A 19,325-nucleotide genomic window follows, 5' to 3' on the forward strand; every position below is an offset into this window, starting at 1 on the left:
AACGAAAGCTAGTATGGGCAACATGTTCTTCACCACATCAACCATAAACAACTGGATACCGCTTCTAGCAAATGACGTCTACCGTGACACAGTTATACAGTCTGTCCAGTTCATTATCGACAACCGTCGTGTAAAACTGCACGGCTATGTCATAATGCCGAATCACATCCACTTGATATCTTCACCCATCGAGCCCTATCCCTTGTCAGACATACTCAGGGACTTCCACAAATTTACATCTCAGCAGATTATCAAATCTTTGAGGAATCGCCACGACCCGGAACTTGCATCTCTGCAATCGAATCGAAAAGATCGACGCTATCAAATCTGGCGAAACTCACATGCCATTAAGCAGATTGAATCCTATCCATTCTTTCAGCAGAAACTGGAATATATCCATAACAATCCGTGTTCGGAAAAATGGCAATTATGCAATTCTCCCGAAGACTACCCATATTCTAGCGCCAGAGATTATATAATGAATCAACCGGGGATTTTAAAAATCGAGAAGGTATTAGAATAAAATCAGGCGAAGGTGAAGAACACCATCGCCAGCACACAAGAGGAACTTTCATGACAAAACTGACCAACCTTTTCCAGCCTTTCGAGTTCGGAGGCGTCGAGTTGAAGAACCGCCTCGTCATGCTGTCCATGGACACGGGCTACGGCGACGACGGCTACGCCAGCGTGCGCGACCGCGAATACCTGGTAGCGCGGGCTAAAGGCGGCGCCGGGCTCATCATCACCGGCATGCTCATGCCCGGGAGCACCGGCGTACCGCTGCCGGGGCGGATATCGATACACGCCGACAGGTTCATCCCGGGGCTGAAGGAGACTACGGACGCCGTGCACGCCGCCGGTGCAAAGATAGCCCCCCAGATCGGCCTGCAATATTACTGGGCCCGCGCCGACGGCGAGAAGATCGAGGAGGTCGGGCCGTCCGAGGTGGCCACGCGCAAGAACTCAAAGCCGCGCGCGCTGACCGTGGACGAGATACATCAAATCGTCGACGAGTACGCCGGGGGCGTCAGGCGCGCCCGCGATGCCGGCTTCGACGCCGTGGAGCTGCACTGCGGCATCGGCTACCTCATAGCGCGCTTCCTGTCGCCGGCGACGAATAAACGGACTGACGAGTACGGAGGCAGCTTTGAGAACAGGATGCGCTTCCTGCTGGAGATACTCGCATCGGCCAAAAAGAAAGCGGGGAACGATTTCCCCATAATCTGCCGCTTCTCCGCCGACGAGTTCATGGAGGGGGGCAATAAGCTTGACGACGGCAAGCGGATAGCGGTCGAGATGGAGAAGGCGGGGGTTGCCTGCCTCAACGTGGGGGCGGGGTGGCACGAGTGCCGCACACCTTTGATATATATGTCCGTGCCGCGCGGCAGCTTCGTCTACCTCGCGGAAGAAATCAAAAAAGTCGTCAACATCCCCGTCATCGCCGCCTACCGCATCAATAACCCGATACTTGCCGATTCGATAATCGCGCAGGGCAAGGCCGACCTGGTGGGCATGGGGCGCGCGCTCCTGGCCGACCCGGAGATGCCGAACAAAGCGATGCAGGAAAGGTTCGACGACATCCGTCCGTGCATCGCCTGCAACTATTGTCTCGATAGGGTGATGCTCGGCGCGTCCGTGGCCTGCTCGGTGAACCCGCGCCTCGGCCATGAGTACGAGGAGCGGCCCGAACATGCCAAGAAGCCGAAGAAGGTCTTCGTCATCGGCGGGGGCCCGGGCGGCATGGAGGCCGCCATCGACGCGGCGAAGCTGGGGCACGATGTTACTTTATACGACAAGGGCAATCGATTGGGGGGCAACCTGATACCCGCCGCGGCGCCTTCGTACAAGTGGGAGATCAACAACCTCATCGCCTACTACGAGAAGCAGCTTGAGAAAACGGGCGTAAAAGTTCAGCTCGACGCAGAGACCGACGAGGACACCATCGCTGAAGGAAAGCCGAACGCCGTTATCGTGGCCGCGGGCGCGCAACCAATCGTTCCGCCCGACTGGAGCCGCGACCTGCCCAACGTCATGACCGCCGTCCAGGTGCTGAGCGGCGAGAAAAAGGCCGCCGGGGAGAAGGTCGTGGTGGTGGGCGGCGGCCTGGTCGGCTGCGAGACAGCGGAGTATCTGGCGGAGCGGGGCAAGAAGGTAACCATCATCGAGATGCTGGACCGCATGGGCAGCGACATCGGCATAACCATAAGGTGGATAATCATGCAGCGCCTGCACAACGCCGGCGTGAAGTGGGTCACCGGCGCCAAGGTGGAGCAGATCACCGAGAGCCGCGTGCGCGCCAACAAGAAGTGCACCACGATCTTCTTCGATGCCGACAGCGTGGTGCTGGCCATGGGCATGAAGCCGAATGCCGGGTTTGCCGGACGATTGAAACAGAAGTTCGGCGATAAGATCGATATCAAGTCCATCGGCGACTGCGTCGAGGCCGGCAAGATAGCCCAGGCCACCGAGGGCGGCTTCCTCGCGGCGTATGAGTTGTAAAGGGGCGACTATTGAGTAAAGAACAAATAGCTAGCATTTCAAAACCGAAACTCCCGGGAAAAACTAAATTTGCGGCATGGTGGATATTATCTTTGGGAATAATAGGTACTATTACGGCACTTATCATCTACAGTGTCGGTCCCATGAAAAAATCCGATGCCGAATGGGGTTTAGTGTACGGCGCTATTTTTCTTCTAGTAGTGGTTATAGGTATTTCATTTGTAATCCCCGGCTTCCTTTTTTTAATAAGGGCAAAACTTACCTGGATACTAGCTGTGATTATTCTTTGTGCTGAACTTTCTGGCTTCATAGCGTGTGTCATATTTGTCTTTTATCGGTATACTCATCCATATCAGTACTCATTCGTATTCGGCATTGTCATTTATCTAGTGCCACTTGTACTTGCTATCATCGACAGGAAAAAATACTTCGAAATGCTCCGCCAGCGGGAATTGGAGAAGAAGCCATGAAAAAAGGTGCAGGAGAAATGTTCTCCTGCCGGGGTTTTAGGGGTGTCCCCTATCTTTTTTATTCTCCCCCAAGACTGGGGGACCTAGGGGGTTGACTCATGAGCGAAGGGCAAAGCGCTACTCCAGTAAAAGTTAAGCTCCCGGTTAAAACCAAGATTGCCATTTGGTGGTTAATCGTAGGGAGCCTGGCTGCATTAGTGGCCTTGATAACAATATTAGTAATCAACGCAACCGGTGATTGCTGGACAGAGCAATGTGGCGCTGCCCGGGCTTTCATAGTGATTTTTATTCCTGCAGGCATAGCGATAGAACTGTTGATTCTTCTTCCTGTCTTTATACTTGGCGAGAAAAACGCGTGGAGTTGGCGAATTTCCACAGGCCTTATTTCCGTTTACGCAACCGTTGCTATTATCTGCGGTTTTTCCGATCCGCCATCGGTTTTCTTTAATATACTATTGGGACTAGGTATTATGATGCTGGTTCCATTGTTCCTTCTAATTCTGGATCGAAAGAACTACTCTAAGGTAGTACGCCAGCAGGAGTTGGAGAAAAAGTAGTGCAGGAGAGTATCTCCTGCCTGGGTTTTAGGGGTGTCCCTTATTTCTTTTCAATTCCCCCAAGACTGGGGGATACAGGGGGTTGAACGAGATTCTTCGCGGAGTTTACACTGAGCGCAGCGAATGTGCTCAGAATGACAACGGCCTCTGGATTGCCCGATCAAGTCGGGCAATGACAGTAATGAAATTGGGGGATACAGGGGGTTGACTATTGAGTGAAGAACAGCAGGTCGATAAAACAAAGTTAAAACTCCCTACAAAAACCAGGATTGCAGTGTGGTGGCTGATAATAGTCGGTTTAGCCTTAACATTATTGGCTATCGTATATATGTTCGCGCTATTTCTTCAATGTCTGTGGAGTAGCCCATCTAATAGTGGTCTTACATATGTCATGATGCTATTTGGTGGCGCATTCACATTAATTTCAGGCATTCTTCCCCTGAAAAGAAATAAACTGGCTTGGAAATTCTCCGTAGGCGTTCTCGTTATTGCTATGATTTGTTCCATAGGAGGTTATTTATATTTATCAATGGATCCTGGTGGTTTCTCAAAGACGCTTATCATTATCCTTGCGGGTCTTATCATTTACTTAGCGCCTTTGATCCTCATCATTCTCGACCGAAAGAACTATTCTGAAATGCTCCGCCAGCGGGAGAAAGAATTGTAATGAATGTCATTGCGAGGAGTCCTTCCATGATATTGAGGTATATGGAAGGACGACGCGGCAATCTAATCGCTTGTATGCAACTTACTATGAGATTGCTTCGTCCTTCCACGGAAGGACTCGCAATGACAGGATTGATTATATGCTAATCGATCTTCACACTCACACCAACCCTCTCTCCTACGACAGCGACCTGTCCGCGGATGAGCTCATCGTCGCGGCCAAGGAAGCCGGGCTGGACGGCATCTGCCTCACCGAGCACGACGCCTTCTGGAGCGAGGCCGAGGTCGAGGCGCTGCGAGTTAAGCACCAGTTCCCCGTCTTCGCCGGCGCCGAGCTCAATACGGAGGAGGAACACCTTATAGTATTCGGCCTCAAGCAGTGGCTTATCGGCATGAGCCGCGCCGATTTCGTCATCGAGAAGGTGAGGGAGTTCAACGGGGCGGTTGTCATCGCCCATCCCTTCCGCCGCAAGATACTGCGCGGCAGCGACGACCCCGGCGGCGAGCGCTTCAATCGGGAACTGGACAAGGCCTGCGCCAATCCCCTGTTCTCTAAAGTCGACGCACTCGAGACACAGAACGCCCACGGCAACGAGCGCGAGAACAGCTTCTCAACTGAGCTGGCGCGTCGCCTCAAGCAACGCACCACAGGAGGCACCGACGCGCACGAGATAGCCGACGTCGGGCATGCGGCTACGTACTTCGAGCGGGAGATAAAGAGCCTCGACGAGCTCATCGCAGAGCTGAAGGACGGACGCTTCCGCGCACTCACGCCTGCCGAATGCCATCGCAAACTGAAACCGAGCAAGGCAAAACGTAGAAGTGAGGAATGGAAGGAAAAGTTCGAGCAGATGCGGCGGTCCGGGCTATACACAGAGTTCGGCGACTAGCAGATCGAGCGCCAGATCGCCCTTCCAGATGCCCTGCTTGATGGAGATGTCCGTTTCCAGAATTTTGCGGTAGATCTGCTCCAGGCGCTCCATGGAGTAGCTGCGGCTCTGCTCAAGCGCCTTGTTCAGCACGAAATCGCTGGTTATCCCCATGCGCTTCCTGATCTCTATGCGGCTGCACTTCTGATTGACGAGGTCCTTGACCTCCACCAGCAATCGAACCTGGCGCGTTATCATGAACAGTATGTACGGGGCGGCGGCGCCTTCGTCCAGCATCTGCTGTAAAAGCGGAACCGCGGTCGCCGAGCGCCCCTCGATGAGCGCATCGACCATGGTGAAGATGTTGGCCTCGCGGGCGTAGCTCACCACTTCCTTTACATCCTTCTCCTCGATGCGCTTGCCGGCACAGTACAGTATCAGCTTATCGATCTCGCCGGCCAGCACCCACAGGTTGTCCCCGGCGTAGGTCGCCAGCATCCTGGCCGCCTCCGGCGATATGACCCCGCCGCCGAGCTTTATCCTGTTGCGTATCCACTCGCCCAGCGCGGCGCCCTTGAGCTCGGCGTATTCCCGCACCGTAGCCAGCGGCGCGAGCCGCTTCAGGAGCAGGTTATCCTTCCGCACCGCGCCGTCGGTAAAGACCAGCACCGTGGTCGGCGGTATCCCGGGCAGGCTCTGCTTGAGCTCGCCCCACTCCGCGCGCCAGCCCTTCTTGGGCAGCGATTTCTCCTGCTCCTCGTCGCCGTCCGATTCCTTTGCCGTCCTGGCACCCTTCTCGAACCGCGATAGGAGCCCGTCAACGATGACGAGACGGTGCGTTCCGAGGAAGGGCATGGCCTTGCAGGCATCGAGAAGCTGTCCCGGAGCCACCTGCTTTCCGTCGAACTCCGTGGTGTTGGTGGCCAGCGCCTCGCGGTCGCCAAGCTCGTCCTTGATGCGGTTCAGCTCTTCCTTCAGGGAGAATTCATCGTGGCCGTAGAGAACGTATATCACGACCCTATTCTACCCCATCACCGATAGGGCGGCTAGACCCAAGCCGCAAATGTGGTATCATAATCACATATTGGGGACAACGTATGAGCGAAGAGCAAGGGAAATCTAAGCGATGGTATAAGAACCGGCGATTGATCATTCAATGGTTTTTCGCTATATTGATTCTTTGCATAATAGCTTTTGTTATTTATTCGGGAACACATGCACAATATGGGACCAGCTGTGACGGTTACTATTGTATCGAGGACAAGATACTTGATGCAGTCGCGCATTATCAATCCAAACACAACGGCTTTCTTCCTATTCTGAACGGCACCTACACAAACGCTAACTGCTCAAATTGCAATGTGATTAATATCAGTACCCTGCTCGTCACAAACGGCGGGTTGCTGCAAAGACTCCCTGTCGTCCTTAACCTTAGCGCCAGCGGCAACGACAACTGCGGCGGCAACGCCAGTCTAGGATGCAGTACCGATGCCAGTTACATCTGGATAGTCGACGCTAATGGAAACGTATTCTCATACTGCGCCGGAGCCGGCTGTACAACCAACAATTCCGGCTATCAGGATGTGTGGCCGTGATATCGAGACGTAGGGGCAGACCTGCGTGTCTGCCCGTCGCGGGCGAACACATAGGTTCGCCCCTACCCGGTGCCCAATGTATTCGGGGATAGCAGGGGGTTGATGCATGAGCGAAAATCAAGAAAAAACCAGGAGGTGGTACAAGAAATTCTTCGATGAGCGTGAGGATGTAGATTCCTTTATCTGGATAGTTTTAGCCATATTGCTTGCTGTAGCCATTGTAACCATCGTGGCAACCGGCAAATGTGAAACAAAGCTAGATGAAAAAGCTCGTAGCTACCTCACTGTTAGCGACGAAATTAAAAACGCTATCGCCCAGTATTGTTCTGACCACAACGGTTTGCTCCCGACATTAAACGGTACTTACACAAATGCTGAATGCCCAAACTGCAGTGTGATAAACATGAGCGCCTTACTCGTCGAAAATGGTGGCCTGCTGCGCGAGGCTCCAAAGGGGCTCAACCTTAGTCCAAGCGGCAAGGACAACTGCGGCGGCAACACAAGTTTGGGATGCAGTTCTGCTAACAGTTATATCTGGATAGTCAATAATGATGGAGTCGTATTCTCGTACTGTGCCGGAGCAGGATGCACAACCAACAACACCGGCTATCAGGATGTGTGGCCGTGAGTAAAGAACAAGGGAAATCTAAAAGATGGTATAAAAACTGGCGTGTATACTTATTTCTGCTAATTATCCTACTGATCATAGCTTCCCTATGGGTCATGTCCATAGGGGGATCAGTGAGCCCCAGACTAGAGAACATATACGACAATGCTAAGGAAGAACTGCGTAACGCCGTGAATGATTATCAAAACCAAAACAATGGAACTCTGCCCACGATTAACGGGACTGTAACTATAAATGGCTCGGCTTATGAAATAATAAATATCTGTTCACTCTTAGCTTCGCAAGGCGGGACACTGAAATATTTGCCAGATAGCTGTATCAGCATCAATGGTTCCGACAATGACAACTGCGATGCTGGCTGTACAGGATGTTGGGAATATTCCCATTATATCTGGGCGGTAGATGATGAAGGCAATGTTTATTCAACCTGCGTCGGAAAATATTGTAACGCCAGCGGCGTCGACAGATACCAGGATGTGTGGCCATGATATCGAGACGTAGGGGCAGGTCTTGCCCTGCCCGTTGCGGGCGACCACGAGGGTCGCCCCTACCCGGTGACCGCTGTACGGGGAAACGGCAGGGGGTTGATTCATGAGCGAAAAGCAAGGCAAACCGACGGAGAAATCGAGAGACTTTCTTACAATTATATTAGTCTTTGTTACTATCATAGCTATTCTTTTAGCTGTATTCTTGTCCCCTGACACAGTGTTTGATGGGCCACCACCCGACTGTCAAGACTGTGCCTACAACACAAACCACGATGAACTCAAGAATGCAATCGCAGAGTATGCATCAAGGAACGAGGGGGCACTCCCGATCTTAAACGGCTCTTACACAGTTACCGAGTGCTCAAATTGCTCTGTAATTAATATCAGCGCTGTGCTCGTCGCAAACGGCGGGATGTTACGGAAAGTGCCAGACAGTTGCAACCTGAGTAGCACAGGCAACGACAACTGTTGCGGCAACGCAGACGTTGGATGCAGTAATAAAGGTAGTTATGTCTGGCTAACAGACATCTACGGAAATGTATTCTCATACTGTGCCGGAACGGGATGCACAACCAACGACTCCGGCTATCAGAATGTATGGCCATGAGTGAAGAGGCATTCCGTAGGGGCAGGTCTTGTGTCTGCCCGACGTGGGCGAACACATAGGTTCGCCCCTACCCGGTGACCAATGTATTCGGGGATAGCAGGGGGTTGATAGAGATTGCCACGCTTCGCTCGCAATGACGGTTGAATGTCGGGTTGCGTAGGGGCGCTGCTTGCCGCGCTATTTTTACCGGGCAGGGCAAGCCCTGCCCCTACACGGTGACCGTCGTACGGGAAAACGTCAGGGGGTTGACTATCTCCCAAGACAACCTCAAAATGTGGTGAGCAAATACTGCTTTTTGTAATCGGAGTCTTTCATGGAAATCGGCATAATAGGTCTGGGCAAAAGCGGAAAAACGACCGTCTTTAACGCCCTGACAAAGGGCAAAGCCAATACCGGAACCTACAGCACCGGCCCCAACGTCGGCACCGCCAAGGTCGCCGACCATCGCCTCGACGATCTGGACAAGATGTACAAACCCAAGAAGAAGACCCCCGCCGAGGTGAAATATACCGATATCGCCGTGCCGTCAAAAGGGGAGCTGAGGGGCGAGCTGCTGAACCACGTCAGCCAGACCGAGGGGCTGCTGCACGTGGTGCGCGTCTTCAAGAACGATAACGTCCCGCACCCGGAGGGGAGCACAGACCCGGACAGGGACATCAAGACCATGGAGATGGAGCTGGCCTTCTCCGACCTGTCCATCATCGAGAAGAAGCTGCAGCGCATCGAGGACACGTTCAAATCGGCCAAGCATCAGGATCGCGAGCACCTGACCCACGAGAAGGCGCTCATGGAGAAGATCAAAGAGTCGCTGGAGAAAGAGATTCCCATCAGGGAGATGACGTTCAGCGAGACCGAGCTCAAGGACATATCCGGCTACAGGTTCCTCAGCGCCAAACCGATTCTTATCGTGTTCAACATCGGCGAGGACATGCTGCCGCAGGCCGAGGCGCTGGAGGTAGAATGGCGTGAAAAGTATAAACGCCCCTTCGTCGACGTGGCCGCCGTCTGCGGAGAGATCGAGATGGAGCTGGTGCAGCTCAGCGACGAAGAGGCTGCCGTTTTCCGCAGCGATATGGGCATCACCGAGGCCGCGCTCAACCGCGTCGTCAGGCTATCTTACCACCTGCTGGGCATGATCTCCTTCTTCACCGTCGGCCCGGACGAGTGCAAGGCCTGGACCATTCGCGACAACACGCCGGCCGTGCAGGCGGCGGGTAAGATACACTCCGACATCGAGCGCGGCTTCATACGCGCCGAGATAATAACATACGACGATTTCATCAAATGCGGCAACATGGTCGAGGCCAAGAAACACGGGATGCTGCGCTCCGAGGGCAAGACCCACATCGTCAAGGACGGTGAGATCATCAACTTCTTCTTCAACGTGTAGTTAGCGAACTCCCCCTGTCCCCCTCTTTAGTAAAGAGGGGGTTAACGACAGTTTACGAGATTCTTCGCTACACTCAGAATGACAGATTCAAGAAGAGGTCTCCCGTAGGGGCGAGGTCGCCTCGCCCTCCATGGATTCCGGCTTTCGCCGGAATGACGGTTAGACTAGAGGTGCAGGAGAATATCTCCTGCCGGGGTCTTAGGGGTGTCCCCTATCCTTTTTTAAATTCCCCCAAGACTGGGGGATACAGGGGGTTGATTAGCTATGCGCAACTTTGATCTAATTATCGGCGGCAACACCGTCAGGAAGTCGCCCAGGACATCTATAAAAAGCCCGTACGACGGCGCTATCGCCGGCAAGGTGGTGTACTGTGACAAAGACGATTTCGACCGCGCCCTTCAGTCCGCCCACGAGTCGTTCAAGATAGCTTCGACGATGCCGGCACACGACCGCGCCCGCATGCTGCGCCGGATATCCGCGATAATGGCCGAGCGCAGGCAGGAGCTGGCCGAGATCATACGCGACGAGGCGGGGAAGCCGATCACCCTGGCGCTGAGGGAGGTCGAGCGCGCGGTCAGCACCTTCGCGCTCGCCGCCGGCGAGGCGCTGCGCATCGACGGCAGCTGCCTGCCCCTCGACAGTACGGCCGTCGGAGCCGGGCGCACCGGGCTGTACAGGCGCTTCCCGCTGGGCCCGATACTGGGCATAACGCCCTTTAATTTTCCACTCAATCTGGTCTGTCACAAGGTGGCCCCGGCCATAGCCGCCGGCAACAGCATAGTCATCAAGCCTTCATCCCAGACGCCGATGAGCTCGCTGGTACTGCAGCAGATAGCCGCCGACGCAGGATTGCCCGCGGGCGTACTCAACGTGGTGCCCTGCCCTTCCAGCGTAGCAGGCAAGTTCGTCGGCGACCCCCGCATAAAGATGGTCACCTTCACCGGCAGCGCCGAGGTCGGCTGGGGGATAAAGCAGCGCGCCGGAAAAGCTAGGGTAACGCTGGAGCTCGGCGGCAACGCGGCGACGATAGTGGAGCCGGACTGCGATATAGAGGGCGCGGCGCGGCGGCTGGCGGCAGGGGCCTTCTCCTACGCCGGGCAGACATGCATCTCGGTGCAGCGCATATACGTCCATGAATCGCTCTTCGACTATTTTATGGAGCTGTTCCTGCACATCGCCGGCCACGATATCAGATGCGGCGATCCATCCGACCCCGATGTGATATGCGGACCGATGATCGACAACTCCAACGCCGATCGCATCGAGGAGTGGATTAAAGAGGCTCGCGACGCCGGTGCTAAGGTGCACCGCTTCGGCAGGCGCAAAGGCAACATCGTTCCGCCGACGGTTCTGGCCAGCGTCGACCCTAAGCTGAGGATATGCGACTGCGAGGCCTTCGCGCCCGTTGCGATCGTCGACAGCTACAAATCGTTCGACGAGGCCATAGCTAAAGTGAACGATACGAGGTACGGGCTTCAAGCCGGGATATTCACAAACGACATCGGGAAAGTGCTGAAGGCCTACCGCGAACTCGATGTCGGCGGCATAATCCATAACGACACGTCGATGTATCGAACGGACGGAATGCCGTACGGCGGCACGAAGGATTCAGGCCTCGGCAGAGAAGGGTTGAGATACGCCATCGAGGAAATGACGGAGCCCAGGCTGCTCGTTATCAGGGAATCTTAATACAGCGTCTACCCCTTGTAGAAGGAAAGCAGCAGTCCGGCCACGGTCGCCGAGCCGACGACTCCGGCCACGTTCGGCCCCATGGCGTGCGGCAGCAGGAAATTGCTCGGGTTGTATTTGAGCCCCTCTTTATGCACCACGCGCGCGGCCATAGGCACGGCGGAGACGCCCGCGGCGCCGATGAGCGGGTTGACCTTGCCCTTACCCCTGATAAACAGGTTCATTATCTTGGCAACCATAATGCCCCCGGCGGTCCCCACGCAGAAAGCCACAAGACCGATGAACAGTATCTCAATCGTATCTATGGTCAGGAAGGCGTGAGCCTCCATCTTGGCGCCGACGCAGACGGTAAGGAATATCGTCACGATATTCAGCAGTTCATTGCCGGACGTTTTTGCCAGCCTGTCGGTGACGCCGCTCTCCCGCAGCAGATTGCCCAGCATGAGCATGCCGATGAGCGGGGCGGCGGGAGGCAGTATAAGGCATATTAGAACCGTCATGAAAATCGGGAAGATCAGCAACTCGGTGCGTGAGACAGACCGCGTCTGCTCCATTACGATCATCCGCTCCTTCTTAGTGGTGAGCAGCCGCATAATAGGGGGCTGAATGAGCGGCACCAGGGCCATATACGAGTAGGCACAGATCGCGATTATACCCAGTATGCCCGGATCATCGGGACAAAGCATAATCGTTGTGTAAATAGCGGTCGGGCCGTCAGCCCCTCCGATGATGCCTATGCTGCCGGCATGCTGAAGATCGAAGCCGAAGGCCAGCGCCAGGAACATGGCCACGAAAATTCCCAGTTGCGCGCCGGCGCCCATAAGGAACGTCTTGGGGTTTGCGATAAGCGGGCTGAAGTCCGTGAGCGCGCCGATACCCAGGAATATAAGGGGCGGATAAATAGCCAGGCTCACACCCTTGCTTAGATAATAAATAAGCCCGCCGACTCCCTGTCCCGATTCGGGAGGGGCGTTCAGCAGTCCGGTCATCGGCAAATTGGCCAGTAGTATGCCGAAACCTATGCCGAGGAGCAGTAAGGGTTCGAACTTCTTTCTAATCGCAAGATAGATAACTACGAAAGCTACGAGAAGCATTACGGCGTTGCGCCAGTCAAACTCTACGAACCCTGTGCTATTTGCGAAGTCACTAAGTCGATCCAGCACAGTTTATCCCTCGATCGCCAGTAGAGGATCTCCCCTCCTCACATGCTGCCCCGCGGAAACGAATATCTCCTTGATGGTGCCGTCCTGCGGAGATGGTATATCACTCTCCATCTTCATCGCTTCCAGTACCAGCAGAACGTCGCCGGCTTTGACAGTGTCTCCCACCTTGACCTTGAGTGCGAAGACCATGCCCTGCATGGGAGAGGACATTACTCCTTTACCCGCGGCCTTCGGCGCCTGAGGCCTGGCCGCCGCCGGAGCGGCCGGAGTATGCACTTCCGTTCTGGCAACGGGGGGTTTTGCCGGGGCGGCTACCGGCGGGGGAGGGGCGACATGAGGAACCGGTCCCTGGTGAATCTCCTCCACCTCCACTTCATAATCGGCCCCCTCAACGGTTATCTTGAACTTACGCTTCATAACTTCCTCTCTTGCTCGGCCTGCAAATAGCCGGCCACAGCAGCGGCTATTAGGACATTTCTCTTGTCGCCTTTTCTAACGCGCTTACCACCACGTGGAAGGTTAAATCCGCTACGCTCATCCTTAAGTGCCATCCCCTTATGCATGATAAAAGTGCCTAGCATAAAAATCCCTGCCACAACAAGCAGGGCTAAAATAGCAAATAAGGCCGTCACTAGCGCGTCTAAGTAGATGTTATCCAAAACCGACAATACCTCTAATGATTAAAACCAATGCTAGTTTAAACCTTTTTTTGTGAGTTGTCAAAGCTGGCCGACGAGTCCGATGAACAGCGGAAAGCAATATGCGACACGATGAAGAATCGTTGGGTTGACGGAATTAATCGTATTAACTGCTTAGATATTGGAGACGCATTCTAAAATAAAAATCCCCCGAGGCCGAGGGATTGAAGTCGATATGAACGTCGTGCCTGTTACCACTATCGGTGAAAGCGACTCTTACTATTCTTGAAACACACATAAGATATTGTTATAATGTTGCGGCTGGATAGGCGGGGTGTGGCGCAGTTCGGCTTAGCGCGCTTGCATGGGGTGCAAGAGGCCGGTGGTTCAAATCCACTCACCCCGACCAGCTTTAGAAAATCATTCGACAATATCCATTGTCGTCAGATAATCGATAAACCCGACAAACCCTTCTATCTGTCCCATCAGTTTACTCATATTCCCCTCAACTTTGCACTTTGGGAATACAGTCATTATGTCAACCTTCCCCTGGCATAAATCTACAAATAGCTGATGGGGCGCGGTGACCTTTGCATCATACCTCATTTTATCGAAGGGCATGGTCCTGAGCTCGCTGGGCGCGGGCTGGATATCATAAACAATGTTAATGAACCTTCCGCCCTGCAGGTTCATCGCCATCTGGCGGTCCTGGTTTCCGGGGGCATCCAGGCTCAGCATCACCAGCCTGAAAGTCAACCCTCGCAGCTTCTGTTTGCACAGCGGATCGAGGTCCTGTCTCCTCAGGAATTCTTCCCTCATCTCAGGGCAAAATAAACTTATCGTCATACCTAACCCCCTAAGTTTGAGCAGAAATATCCGGCGTCACGGCACTATGTCCATCGTAGTTAAATAATCGATAAACCCGACGAACCCTTCTATCTGTCCCATCAGTTTACTCATATTCCCCTCAACCTTTACCTTAGGAAAAGCTGCCATTAAATCAACCTTTCCCTGGCATAAATCTACAATTAACTGATGGTCAACAGTAACCCTGGCATCATACCTCATTTTATCGAAGGGCATGGTTCTGAGCTCGCTGGGCGCGGGCTGGATATCATAAACAATGTTAATGAACCTTCCGCCCTGCAGGTTCATCGCCATCTGGCGGTCCTGGTTTCCCGGAGCATCCGTGCTCAGTATCACCAGCCTGAAAGTCAACCCTCGCAGCTTCTGCTTGCACAGCGGATCGAGGTCCTGTCTTCTCAGGAATTCTTCCCTCATCTCGGGGCAAAATAAACTTATCGTCATACCAGAACCTCCCAGCCTTCTACCTGCTCCCCTCGATTTTAACCAGTGGGAAGCTAGAAATCAATTCCCTCTCGCCTGTACCCGTTTTATACGATTATCGCGACTAATTTTGGATAACTACTGTTCTATATCCATTGTACTGAGCAGATCGATGAAACCGATGAACCCTGCCGCCTGAGCCATCAGCTTGCCGATATCCCCCTCGATCTTCACAAGCTGTATAGCCGTTATCAAATCCACCCTTCCGTTTATCAGGTCGACCAGAGTCTTCTGAGGCGCCTGTACTCTGAAATCATACTTGGCACGATCAAACGGAGCGGACCTCAAATCGCTGGGCGCGGGCTTTGCCGAGACCCCTATGCCGGCAAACCTGCCGTGCTCTAACTCGATAGCAAGCTGCCTATCCTCGTTACCCGGACAATCCAGACCCACGAAGAGAAGCTTCAGATTAAGACCCTTGAGCTTCTCCTGGAAAGAAGGATCGATATCCTGCCGCCTCATGCACTCGTCCGCCAACTCCTGCGTACCTAGCCTAAATCCCATCTTTACCGCCTTTGGTCACCATTGTATATAAAGGGCATCAGCGAATCAACACTCTATTTACAACTCGATAAGTATTGTCCCTTTTTATCTCATCTGCAACTAAAAGTCAAGTATTTAAGAGAGCCGGCGCAGACATAATCAGCTTTCGATCCTGACGATTTTAAAATTCAACGCGCCGGAAGGAGCGATAACCTCGATGACATCGCCCTGCTTGTGCCCCAGCAACGCTTTGCCTATGGGCGAGGAAACTGAGAGCTTCCCTTTTAACGGACTCGCTTCGTTAGGATTAACCAGTTTATATGTCATTTCCTCGCTGTCGGATACTCCCTGAATTGTAACCATAGTCCCGATAGACACTACAAGGCCGCTGGGCCGCTCCTCATTCACAACCGCCGTCTTCATCATGGCTTCCAGTTGTCTGATTCGAGCCTCTACCATGCCCTGTTGCTGCCGCGCCGCCTCAAGAGGCGCGTTCTCGCGGAAGTCCTTGTCGGCGGCAGCCTTGCGGATGTCCTCGGCCAGCTTGGGCCGCTCTTTTCTCAAATTATCCAGTTCCGCCTTAATCTCCTCCAGCCCAGCCTCCGTCATGACCATCTTTTCTGGCTTGCCCCTGGTTGAAGCAGTACGCGCAGTGGTAACCTTCTTGACGCGCAGGTGTACGGAAAGGTTCGCGCCGGTTAAACCCTCCTTCTTGGCATAAACCAGAAAAGCTTTCACGGCAGCGGTAACCTTGGACACATCCGTTGTAGCGCTGTTGATGCTCTCAGCGTAATTCGCCACCTCCAGAGCGGAGAGGTCAGACATGGAACGGGACTTGCCGCACCACATAACGAACCTATTCAACTCCTGCCTGAACTCTTCCTTTCGGTCTACGGGGAGACCGGCAAGAAAAGCGGCCGCAGCCTCGCCCAGACTCTTTTCTTCACTCATAACTTAATCTTCCTGTAATCATTCTTAACAACATTTTTCATAAAGGAAATCATGATCCCGCCGAGGATAGTCAGATCCTCGGTGGGCAGATAATGGGGAGCAGCCTCATCGAATAGAAAATTAATAGAAGGAGGGATTTCATCCTCGCCGATGTTATAGATGCATGCTACCGGCAGCCTGGGCAGAGCATTGAAGCGAAAGGCCGCATCTCCCTTAGAATCCATGGATTGACCTCCAAGGTCGAATGCCGCTTCCCGGAAGCTATCCGTATCTTTATCGAAAAGATCAAGCATAGGCCTTAGCACCAGGCTCATGAATCTTTGTTCGAACAGCTTGGCTCCGGGAAGCTGACGATAGCTTATCCAGTTGCCGGATATAGCCGTGCCGTCCGCATGCGTCAGGTAATGCATGAGAAGTACTTTTATAATATCAGGAACATATTTGTCCGAGTCGATTTGCGCGATCTCGCAAGCAGGATACTGCACCGTGTAGGTCCGGTTGAACAGAGGAATTACGAATTTATCCTCCTTGTATTCAGCGCCGCTCGCCGACGCCGCTTCCCGAGGGTCGGCATGCGTCACGGATTCCACCGCTTTGATATAAGCGTCATCGAGACCCATTGCTGAATGCCATAAGCGACGTTTCCAAGATTTAACTATAATAGCACTGAATGGCTATGGTCACAAGCCCGTCGCATTTTATTTTTCGCCACATTCTGCTATAGTTATATTGTTGCACAAATTCAAAGGTAATTAGTCGAATCTTAACCTGAACTTAACCTTATTCTGTATAGTATTATTATCGCATCACATCAGTAAGGAACTCTGTTGAACGTAGATCCAAACAAAGGAATGAGCTCAAGCTTCTTGAGGAAAGGCATCCTCTTTCTAGTTATTATTGCCGCGTTTGCAGCGCTTCTTTTTTCCTTCCGGTCGCCATCGGAAGAAACCCTGAAACTTTCGCTAACGGAGCTGGAAGATATAGCAAGATCGGGACAGGTGGTCCAGAACGATTCGGTTGTTGATAACAGCCTGATCAAGAGCATCGAAGAGTCGGGGGCTACGCTAACTATCGAGTTTTTAAAGAGCGATACGGTTGAGCTCGCAAACGGCAAGTTCATTGAGATTTCGAAGGAGAAGAAGGCGGAGGCGTATCTACCGTATTCCGGCATCGATGCCTATACGCTATTCAGCTCCTACGGAATAAACTATACCTACAAGCCTCCCAGCAGCTTCGAATGGACATCCTTGCTCTGGACCGTGCTGCCACTGGTCATCTTTATCGGTTTCATATGGTTTATCTTCCGGGGCGCCCGCGGCGTAGGGAATCAGGCCATGAACTTCGGACGCAGCAAGGCGCGCCTCTTCACCGGCACAAAATCCAATATAACTTTTAACGACGTCGCGGGTGTCGATGAGGCCAAGCAGGAACTTCAGGAAGTGGTGGAATTCCTGAAAAGCCCCAAGAAGTTCTCCTCGCTCGGCGCGCGGATCCCGAGAGGCGTGCTCCTCGTAGGCGCTCCCGGCACGGGAAAGACACTGCTCAGCCGCGCTGTGGCCGGAGAGGCCGGTGTGCCCTTCTTCTCGATGAGCGGCAGCGAGTTTGTGGAGATGTTCGTGGGCGTGGGCGCGTCTCGTGTTCGCGACCTGTTCGAGCAGGCAAAACGCAACAGCCCCTGCATCATCTTTATCGATGAGATCGACGCGGTGGGACGCCAGCGGGGCGCGGGCTTCGGCGGCGGCCATGACGAGCGCGAGCAAACGCTGAACCAGATACTCGTTGAGATGGATGGTTTCGATACCTCGACGAACGTGATTGTGCTGGCGGCCACAAACCGTCCCGATGTTCTCGATCCGGCCTTATTACGGCCCGGACGCTTCGATCGCCAGGTGATCCTCGATCGCCCCGATATCAAGGGGCGCAATGCGATTTTAAAGGTACATGCCAAGGATATACCGCTCGAGGATGACGTCGACCTTGAGGTAGTAGCGAAACAAACGCCGGGATTTTCCGGCGCCGACCTCGCCAACCTTATGAACGAGGCCGCGATACTGGCGGCGCGGCGCGAGAAGAAAAAGATAAGCATGTCTGAGCTTGAAGAGTCCGTGGACAGGGTCATAGCCGGCCCGCAGCGCAAGAGCAGGCTGATCAGCCCGAAGGAGAAAGAGATAACTGCCTATCACGAAGCAGGACATGCAGTTGTAGCACATTCCCTGCCTAATGCAGACCCGGTTCATAAAATATCGATCATCTCCCGCGGCATGATGGGCGGATACACACGCCTCCTTCCCACCGAAGACCGCAATATGTGGACATACGCCCAGTTCAACGACACTCTGGCCACAATGCTGGGCGGGCACACCGCCGAAAATATCATATTCGGCGAAGTTACCACCGGAGCAAGCAGCGATCTGGAGCAAGTAGCGCGAATCTCGCGTCGCATGGTCACCGACTATGGAATGAGCGAGAAGCTGGGTCCCCGGACTTTCGGAAGGCGGGGCGAGCTTATATTCCTGGGACGTGAAGTGACGGAGGAGCAGAAGGATTACAGCGACAAAACAGCTGAGAGCATCGATGAAGAAGTGCATAATATCGTGCAGCGCGCGCAAAGCGTCGCCAGAGAGGTGCTCAACAACAACAAAGAGAAGTTGGTAAAACTGGCGGAGGCGCTGATCGCCAACGAGACCATCGAGGGAGAGGCATTGGACGCCATCCTTGGCAAGCGAAACAACGATACGCCCGCATTATAACTTCTCGGCGATTTCGAAAAGACTTTTAAAAGAGGTACAGGAGAAAAATCTCCTGACGGGGTTATAGGGGTGTCCCCTATATTTTTTTCAATCCCCCAAGACTGGGGGTTAACAGGGGGCTGATTATCGCTTAACCGAGGCCTAGTTTTTTATGATAGAACTCACTAAAAAAACCATCGACCCTCAAGCCGTAATCGAGAGCGTCAGAGGCGACCCATCCAACGGCGCGGTAGTCAGCTTTATCGGCTCACTTCGCGACCTGTCCGCCGACGGCAAACCGCTTCGACACGCGGAAATTGAACTTGATGCGGATGCGGTCAAGACACGCCTCGACGAGCTCAGCGAGGAAATCCGCTTGAAATGGAACCTTTCGAAGGTCTCGATCGCCCATCGCTACGGCCGCATAGGCGTTGGGGAATTGATACTGGTTGTAGCCATATCCGCGAAGCAACGCAAAGCGGCATTCGAAGCTTGCCAGTACACCATCGACCGCGTCAAGGAACTGCACCGCCTCATCGAGATCGTCTAGGATAGT

Annotated in this window: 22 protein-coding genes and 1 tRNA gene; 14 read left to right on the forward strand and 9 right to left on the reverse strand. The window is 53.6% G+C overall.

What is annotated here, in order from left to right; genetic code table 11:
• The first annotated feature begins 573 nt into the window (after window positions 1–573).
• The 5 genes from WC562_02660 (at window position 574) to WC562_02680 (ending at window position 5,082) form a co-directional block, all read left to right on the forward strand.
• Entirely contained in the window at window positions 574–2,499 is a 1,926-nt protein-coding gene (locus WC562_02660) for an FAD-dependent oxidoreductase (GenBank protein ID MFA5055060.1), read from the forward strand.
• An 11-nt stretch (window positions 2,500–2,510) separates the two neighbouring features.
• The gene (locus WC562_02665; protein MFA5055061.1) at window positions 2,511–2,969 is read left to right on the forward strand and encodes a hypothetical protein; all 459 of its coding nucleotides are present in this window, start codon (window positions 2,511–2,513) and stop codon (window positions 2,967–2,969) included.
• 98 nt (window positions 2,970–3,067) lie between these two features.
• Window positions 3,068–3,526 (forward strand): hypothetical protein, encoded by a 459-nt coding sequence (locus WC562_02670; GenBank protein MFA5055062.1) that lies wholly within the window; start codon window positions 3,068–3,070, stop codon window positions 3,524–3,526.
• A 211-nt stretch (window positions 3,527–3,737) separates the two neighbouring features.
• Complete coding sequence (locus tag WC562_02675) at window positions 3,738–4,193, forward strand: hypothetical protein (GenBank protein MFA5055063.1); 456 nt, start codon at window positions 3,738–3,740, stop codon at window positions 4,191–4,193.
• 139 nt (window positions 4,194–4,332) lie between these two features.
• Window positions 4,333–5,082, forward strand: coding sequence for a PHP domain-containing protein (locus tag WC562_02680; protein ID MFA5055064.1), 750 nt, complete (start codon window positions 4,333–4,335; stop codon window positions 5,080–5,082).
• Here WC562_02680 and holA read toward each other — a convergent pair.
• Window positions 5,059–6,075, reverse strand: a complete 1,017-nt coding sequence (gene holA, locus WC562_02685) for a DNA polymerase III subunit delta (protein MFA5055065.1) — start codon at window positions 6,073–6,075, stop codon at window positions 5,059–5,061. The two genes, WC562_02680 and holA, sit on opposite strands and share 24 nt — an antisense overlap.
• Window positions 6,076–6,158: 83 nt before the next feature.
• Here holA and WC562_02690 point away from each other — a divergent pair, with 83 nt between their 5' ends.
• The 6 genes from WC562_02690 (at window position 6,159) to WC562_02715 (ending at window position 11,458) form a co-directional block, all read left to right on the forward strand.
• Window positions 6,159–6,656 carry a hypothetical protein gene (locus WC562_02690; GenBank protein MFA5055066.1) on the forward strand — a complete coding sequence of 166 codons (498 nt, stop codon included), beginning with the start codon at window positions 6,159–6,161 and terminating at the stop codon, window positions 6,654–6,656.
• A gap of 106 nt (window positions 6,657–6,762) precedes the next feature.
• Entirely contained in the window at window positions 6,763–7,284 is a 522-nt protein-coding gene (locus WC562_02695; protein MFA5055067.1) for a hypothetical protein, read from the forward strand.
• Window positions 7,281–7,772 carry a hypothetical protein gene (locus tag WC562_02700; GenBank protein MFA5055068.1) on the forward strand — a complete coding sequence of 164 codons (492 nt, stop codon included), beginning with the start codon at window positions 7,281–7,283 and terminating at the stop codon, window positions 7,770–7,772. The genes WC562_02695 and WC562_02700 overlap by 4 nt, the downstream gene beginning before the upstream one ends.
• Window positions 7,773–7,875: 103 nt before the next feature.
• Window positions 7,876–8,379, forward strand: coding sequence for a hypothetical protein (locus WC562_02705; GenBank protein MFA5055069.1), 504 nt, complete (start codon window positions 7,876–7,878; stop codon window positions 8,377–8,379).
• Window positions 8,380–8,692: 313 nt separating this feature from the next.
• Window positions 8,693–9,769, forward strand: a complete 1,077-nt coding sequence (gene ychF, locus WC562_02710) for a redox-regulated ATPase YchF (GenBank protein MFA5055070.1) — start codon at window positions 8,693–8,695, stop codon at window positions 9,767–9,769.
• Window positions 9,770–10,033: 264 nt separating this feature from the next.
• Window positions 10,034–11,458: an aldehyde dehydrogenase family protein gene (locus WC562_02715; GenBank protein ID MFA5055071.1), complete on the forward strand. Its 1,425-nt coding sequence runs from the start codon at window positions 10,034–10,036 to the stop codon at window positions 11,456–11,458.
• Window positions 11,459–11,466: 8 nt separating this feature from the next.
• On the opposite strand, the gene WC562_02720 is transcribed toward WC562_02715, so the two are convergent.
• The 3 genes from WC562_02720 to WC562_02730 are packed head-to-tail and all read right to left on the reverse strand — an operon-like array spanning window position 11,467 to window position 13,280.
• Window positions 11,467–12,621 (reverse strand): sodium ion-translocating decarboxylase subunit beta, encoded by a 1,155-nt coding sequence (locus WC562_02720; protein ID MFA5055072.1) that lies wholly within the window; start codon window positions 12,619–12,621, stop codon window positions 11,467–11,469.
• 3 nt (window positions 12,622–12,624) lie between these two features.
• A complete protein-coding gene (locus WC562_02725) occupies window positions 12,625–13,038 on the reverse strand; it encodes a biotin/lipoyl-containing protein (GenBank protein ID MFA5055073.1) in 414 nt (137 codons plus the stop codon).
• Window positions 13,035–13,280 carry a hypothetical protein gene (locus WC562_02730; protein MFA5055074.1) on the reverse strand — a complete coding sequence of 82 codons (246 nt, stop codon included), beginning with the start codon at window positions 13,278–13,280 and terminating at the stop codon, window positions 13,035–13,037. The genes WC562_02725 and WC562_02730 overlap by 4 nt, the downstream gene beginning before the upstream one ends.
• A gap of 309 nt (window positions 13,281–13,589) precedes the next feature.
• Here WC562_02730 and WC562_02735 point away from each other — a divergent pair.
• Window positions 13,590–13,668 (forward strand) — tRNA-Pro (locus tag WC562_02735).
• A gap of 11 nt (window positions 13,669–13,679) precedes the next feature.
• On the opposite strand, the gene WC562_02740 is transcribed toward WC562_02735, so the two are convergent.
• The 5 genes from WC562_02740 to WC562_02760 form a co-directional block, all read right to left on the reverse strand.
• A complete protein-coding gene (locus tag WC562_02740; protein MFA5055075.1) occupies window positions 13,680–14,105 on the reverse strand; it encodes a hypothetical protein in 426 nt (141 codons plus the stop codon).
• A 36-nt stretch (window positions 14,106–14,141) separates the two neighbouring features.
• Window positions 14,142–14,567 (reverse strand): hypothetical protein, encoded by a 426-nt coding sequence (locus tag WC562_02745; protein ID MFA5055076.1) that lies wholly within the window; start codon window positions 14,565–14,567, stop codon window positions 14,142–14,144.
• A 117-nt stretch (window positions 14,568–14,684) separates the two neighbouring features.
• Window positions 14,685–15,110, reverse strand: coding sequence for a hypothetical protein (locus WC562_02750; GenBank protein MFA5055077.1), 426 nt, complete (start codon window positions 15,108–15,110; stop codon window positions 14,685–14,687).
• A 138-nt stretch (window positions 15,111–15,248) separates the two neighbouring features.
• Window positions 15,249–16,040 (reverse strand): transcription elongation factor GreA, encoded by a 792-nt coding sequence (gene greA, locus WC562_02755; protein ID MFA5055078.1) that lies wholly within the window; start codon window positions 16,038–16,040, stop codon window positions 15,249–15,251.
• The gene (locus WC562_02760) at window positions 16,037–16,660 is read right to left on the reverse strand and encodes a DUF3786 domain-containing protein (GenBank protein MFA5055079.1); all 624 of its coding nucleotides are present in this window, start codon (window positions 16,658–16,660) and stop codon (window positions 16,037–16,039) included. The genes greA and WC562_02760 overlap by 4 nt, the downstream gene beginning before the upstream one ends.
• A gap of 231 nt (window positions 16,661–16,891) precedes the next feature.
• On the opposite strand from WC562_02760, the gene ftsH reads away from it, so the two are divergent.
• Together ftsH and WC562_02770 are read left to right on the forward strand one after the other, a co-directional pair.
• Window positions 16,892–18,790, forward strand: a complete 1,899-nt coding sequence (gene ftsH / locus WC562_02765; protein ID MFA5055080.1) for an ATP-dependent zinc metalloprotease FtsH — start codon at window positions 16,892–16,894, stop codon at window positions 18,788–18,790.
• A 151-nt stretch (window positions 18,791–18,941) separates the two neighbouring features.
• Complete coding sequence (locus tag WC562_02770; GenBank protein ID MFA5055081.1) at window positions 18,942–19,319, forward strand: molybdenum cofactor biosynthesis protein MoaE; 378 nt, start codon at window positions 18,942–18,944, stop codon at window positions 19,317–19,319.
• The last annotated feature ends 6 nt before the right edge of the window (window positions 19,320–19,325 follow it).

This window comes from Dehalococcoidia bacterium (assembly GCA_041649635.1).
GTDB lineage: Bacteria > Chloroflexota > Dehalococcoidia > E44-bin15 > E44-bin15 > JAYEHL01.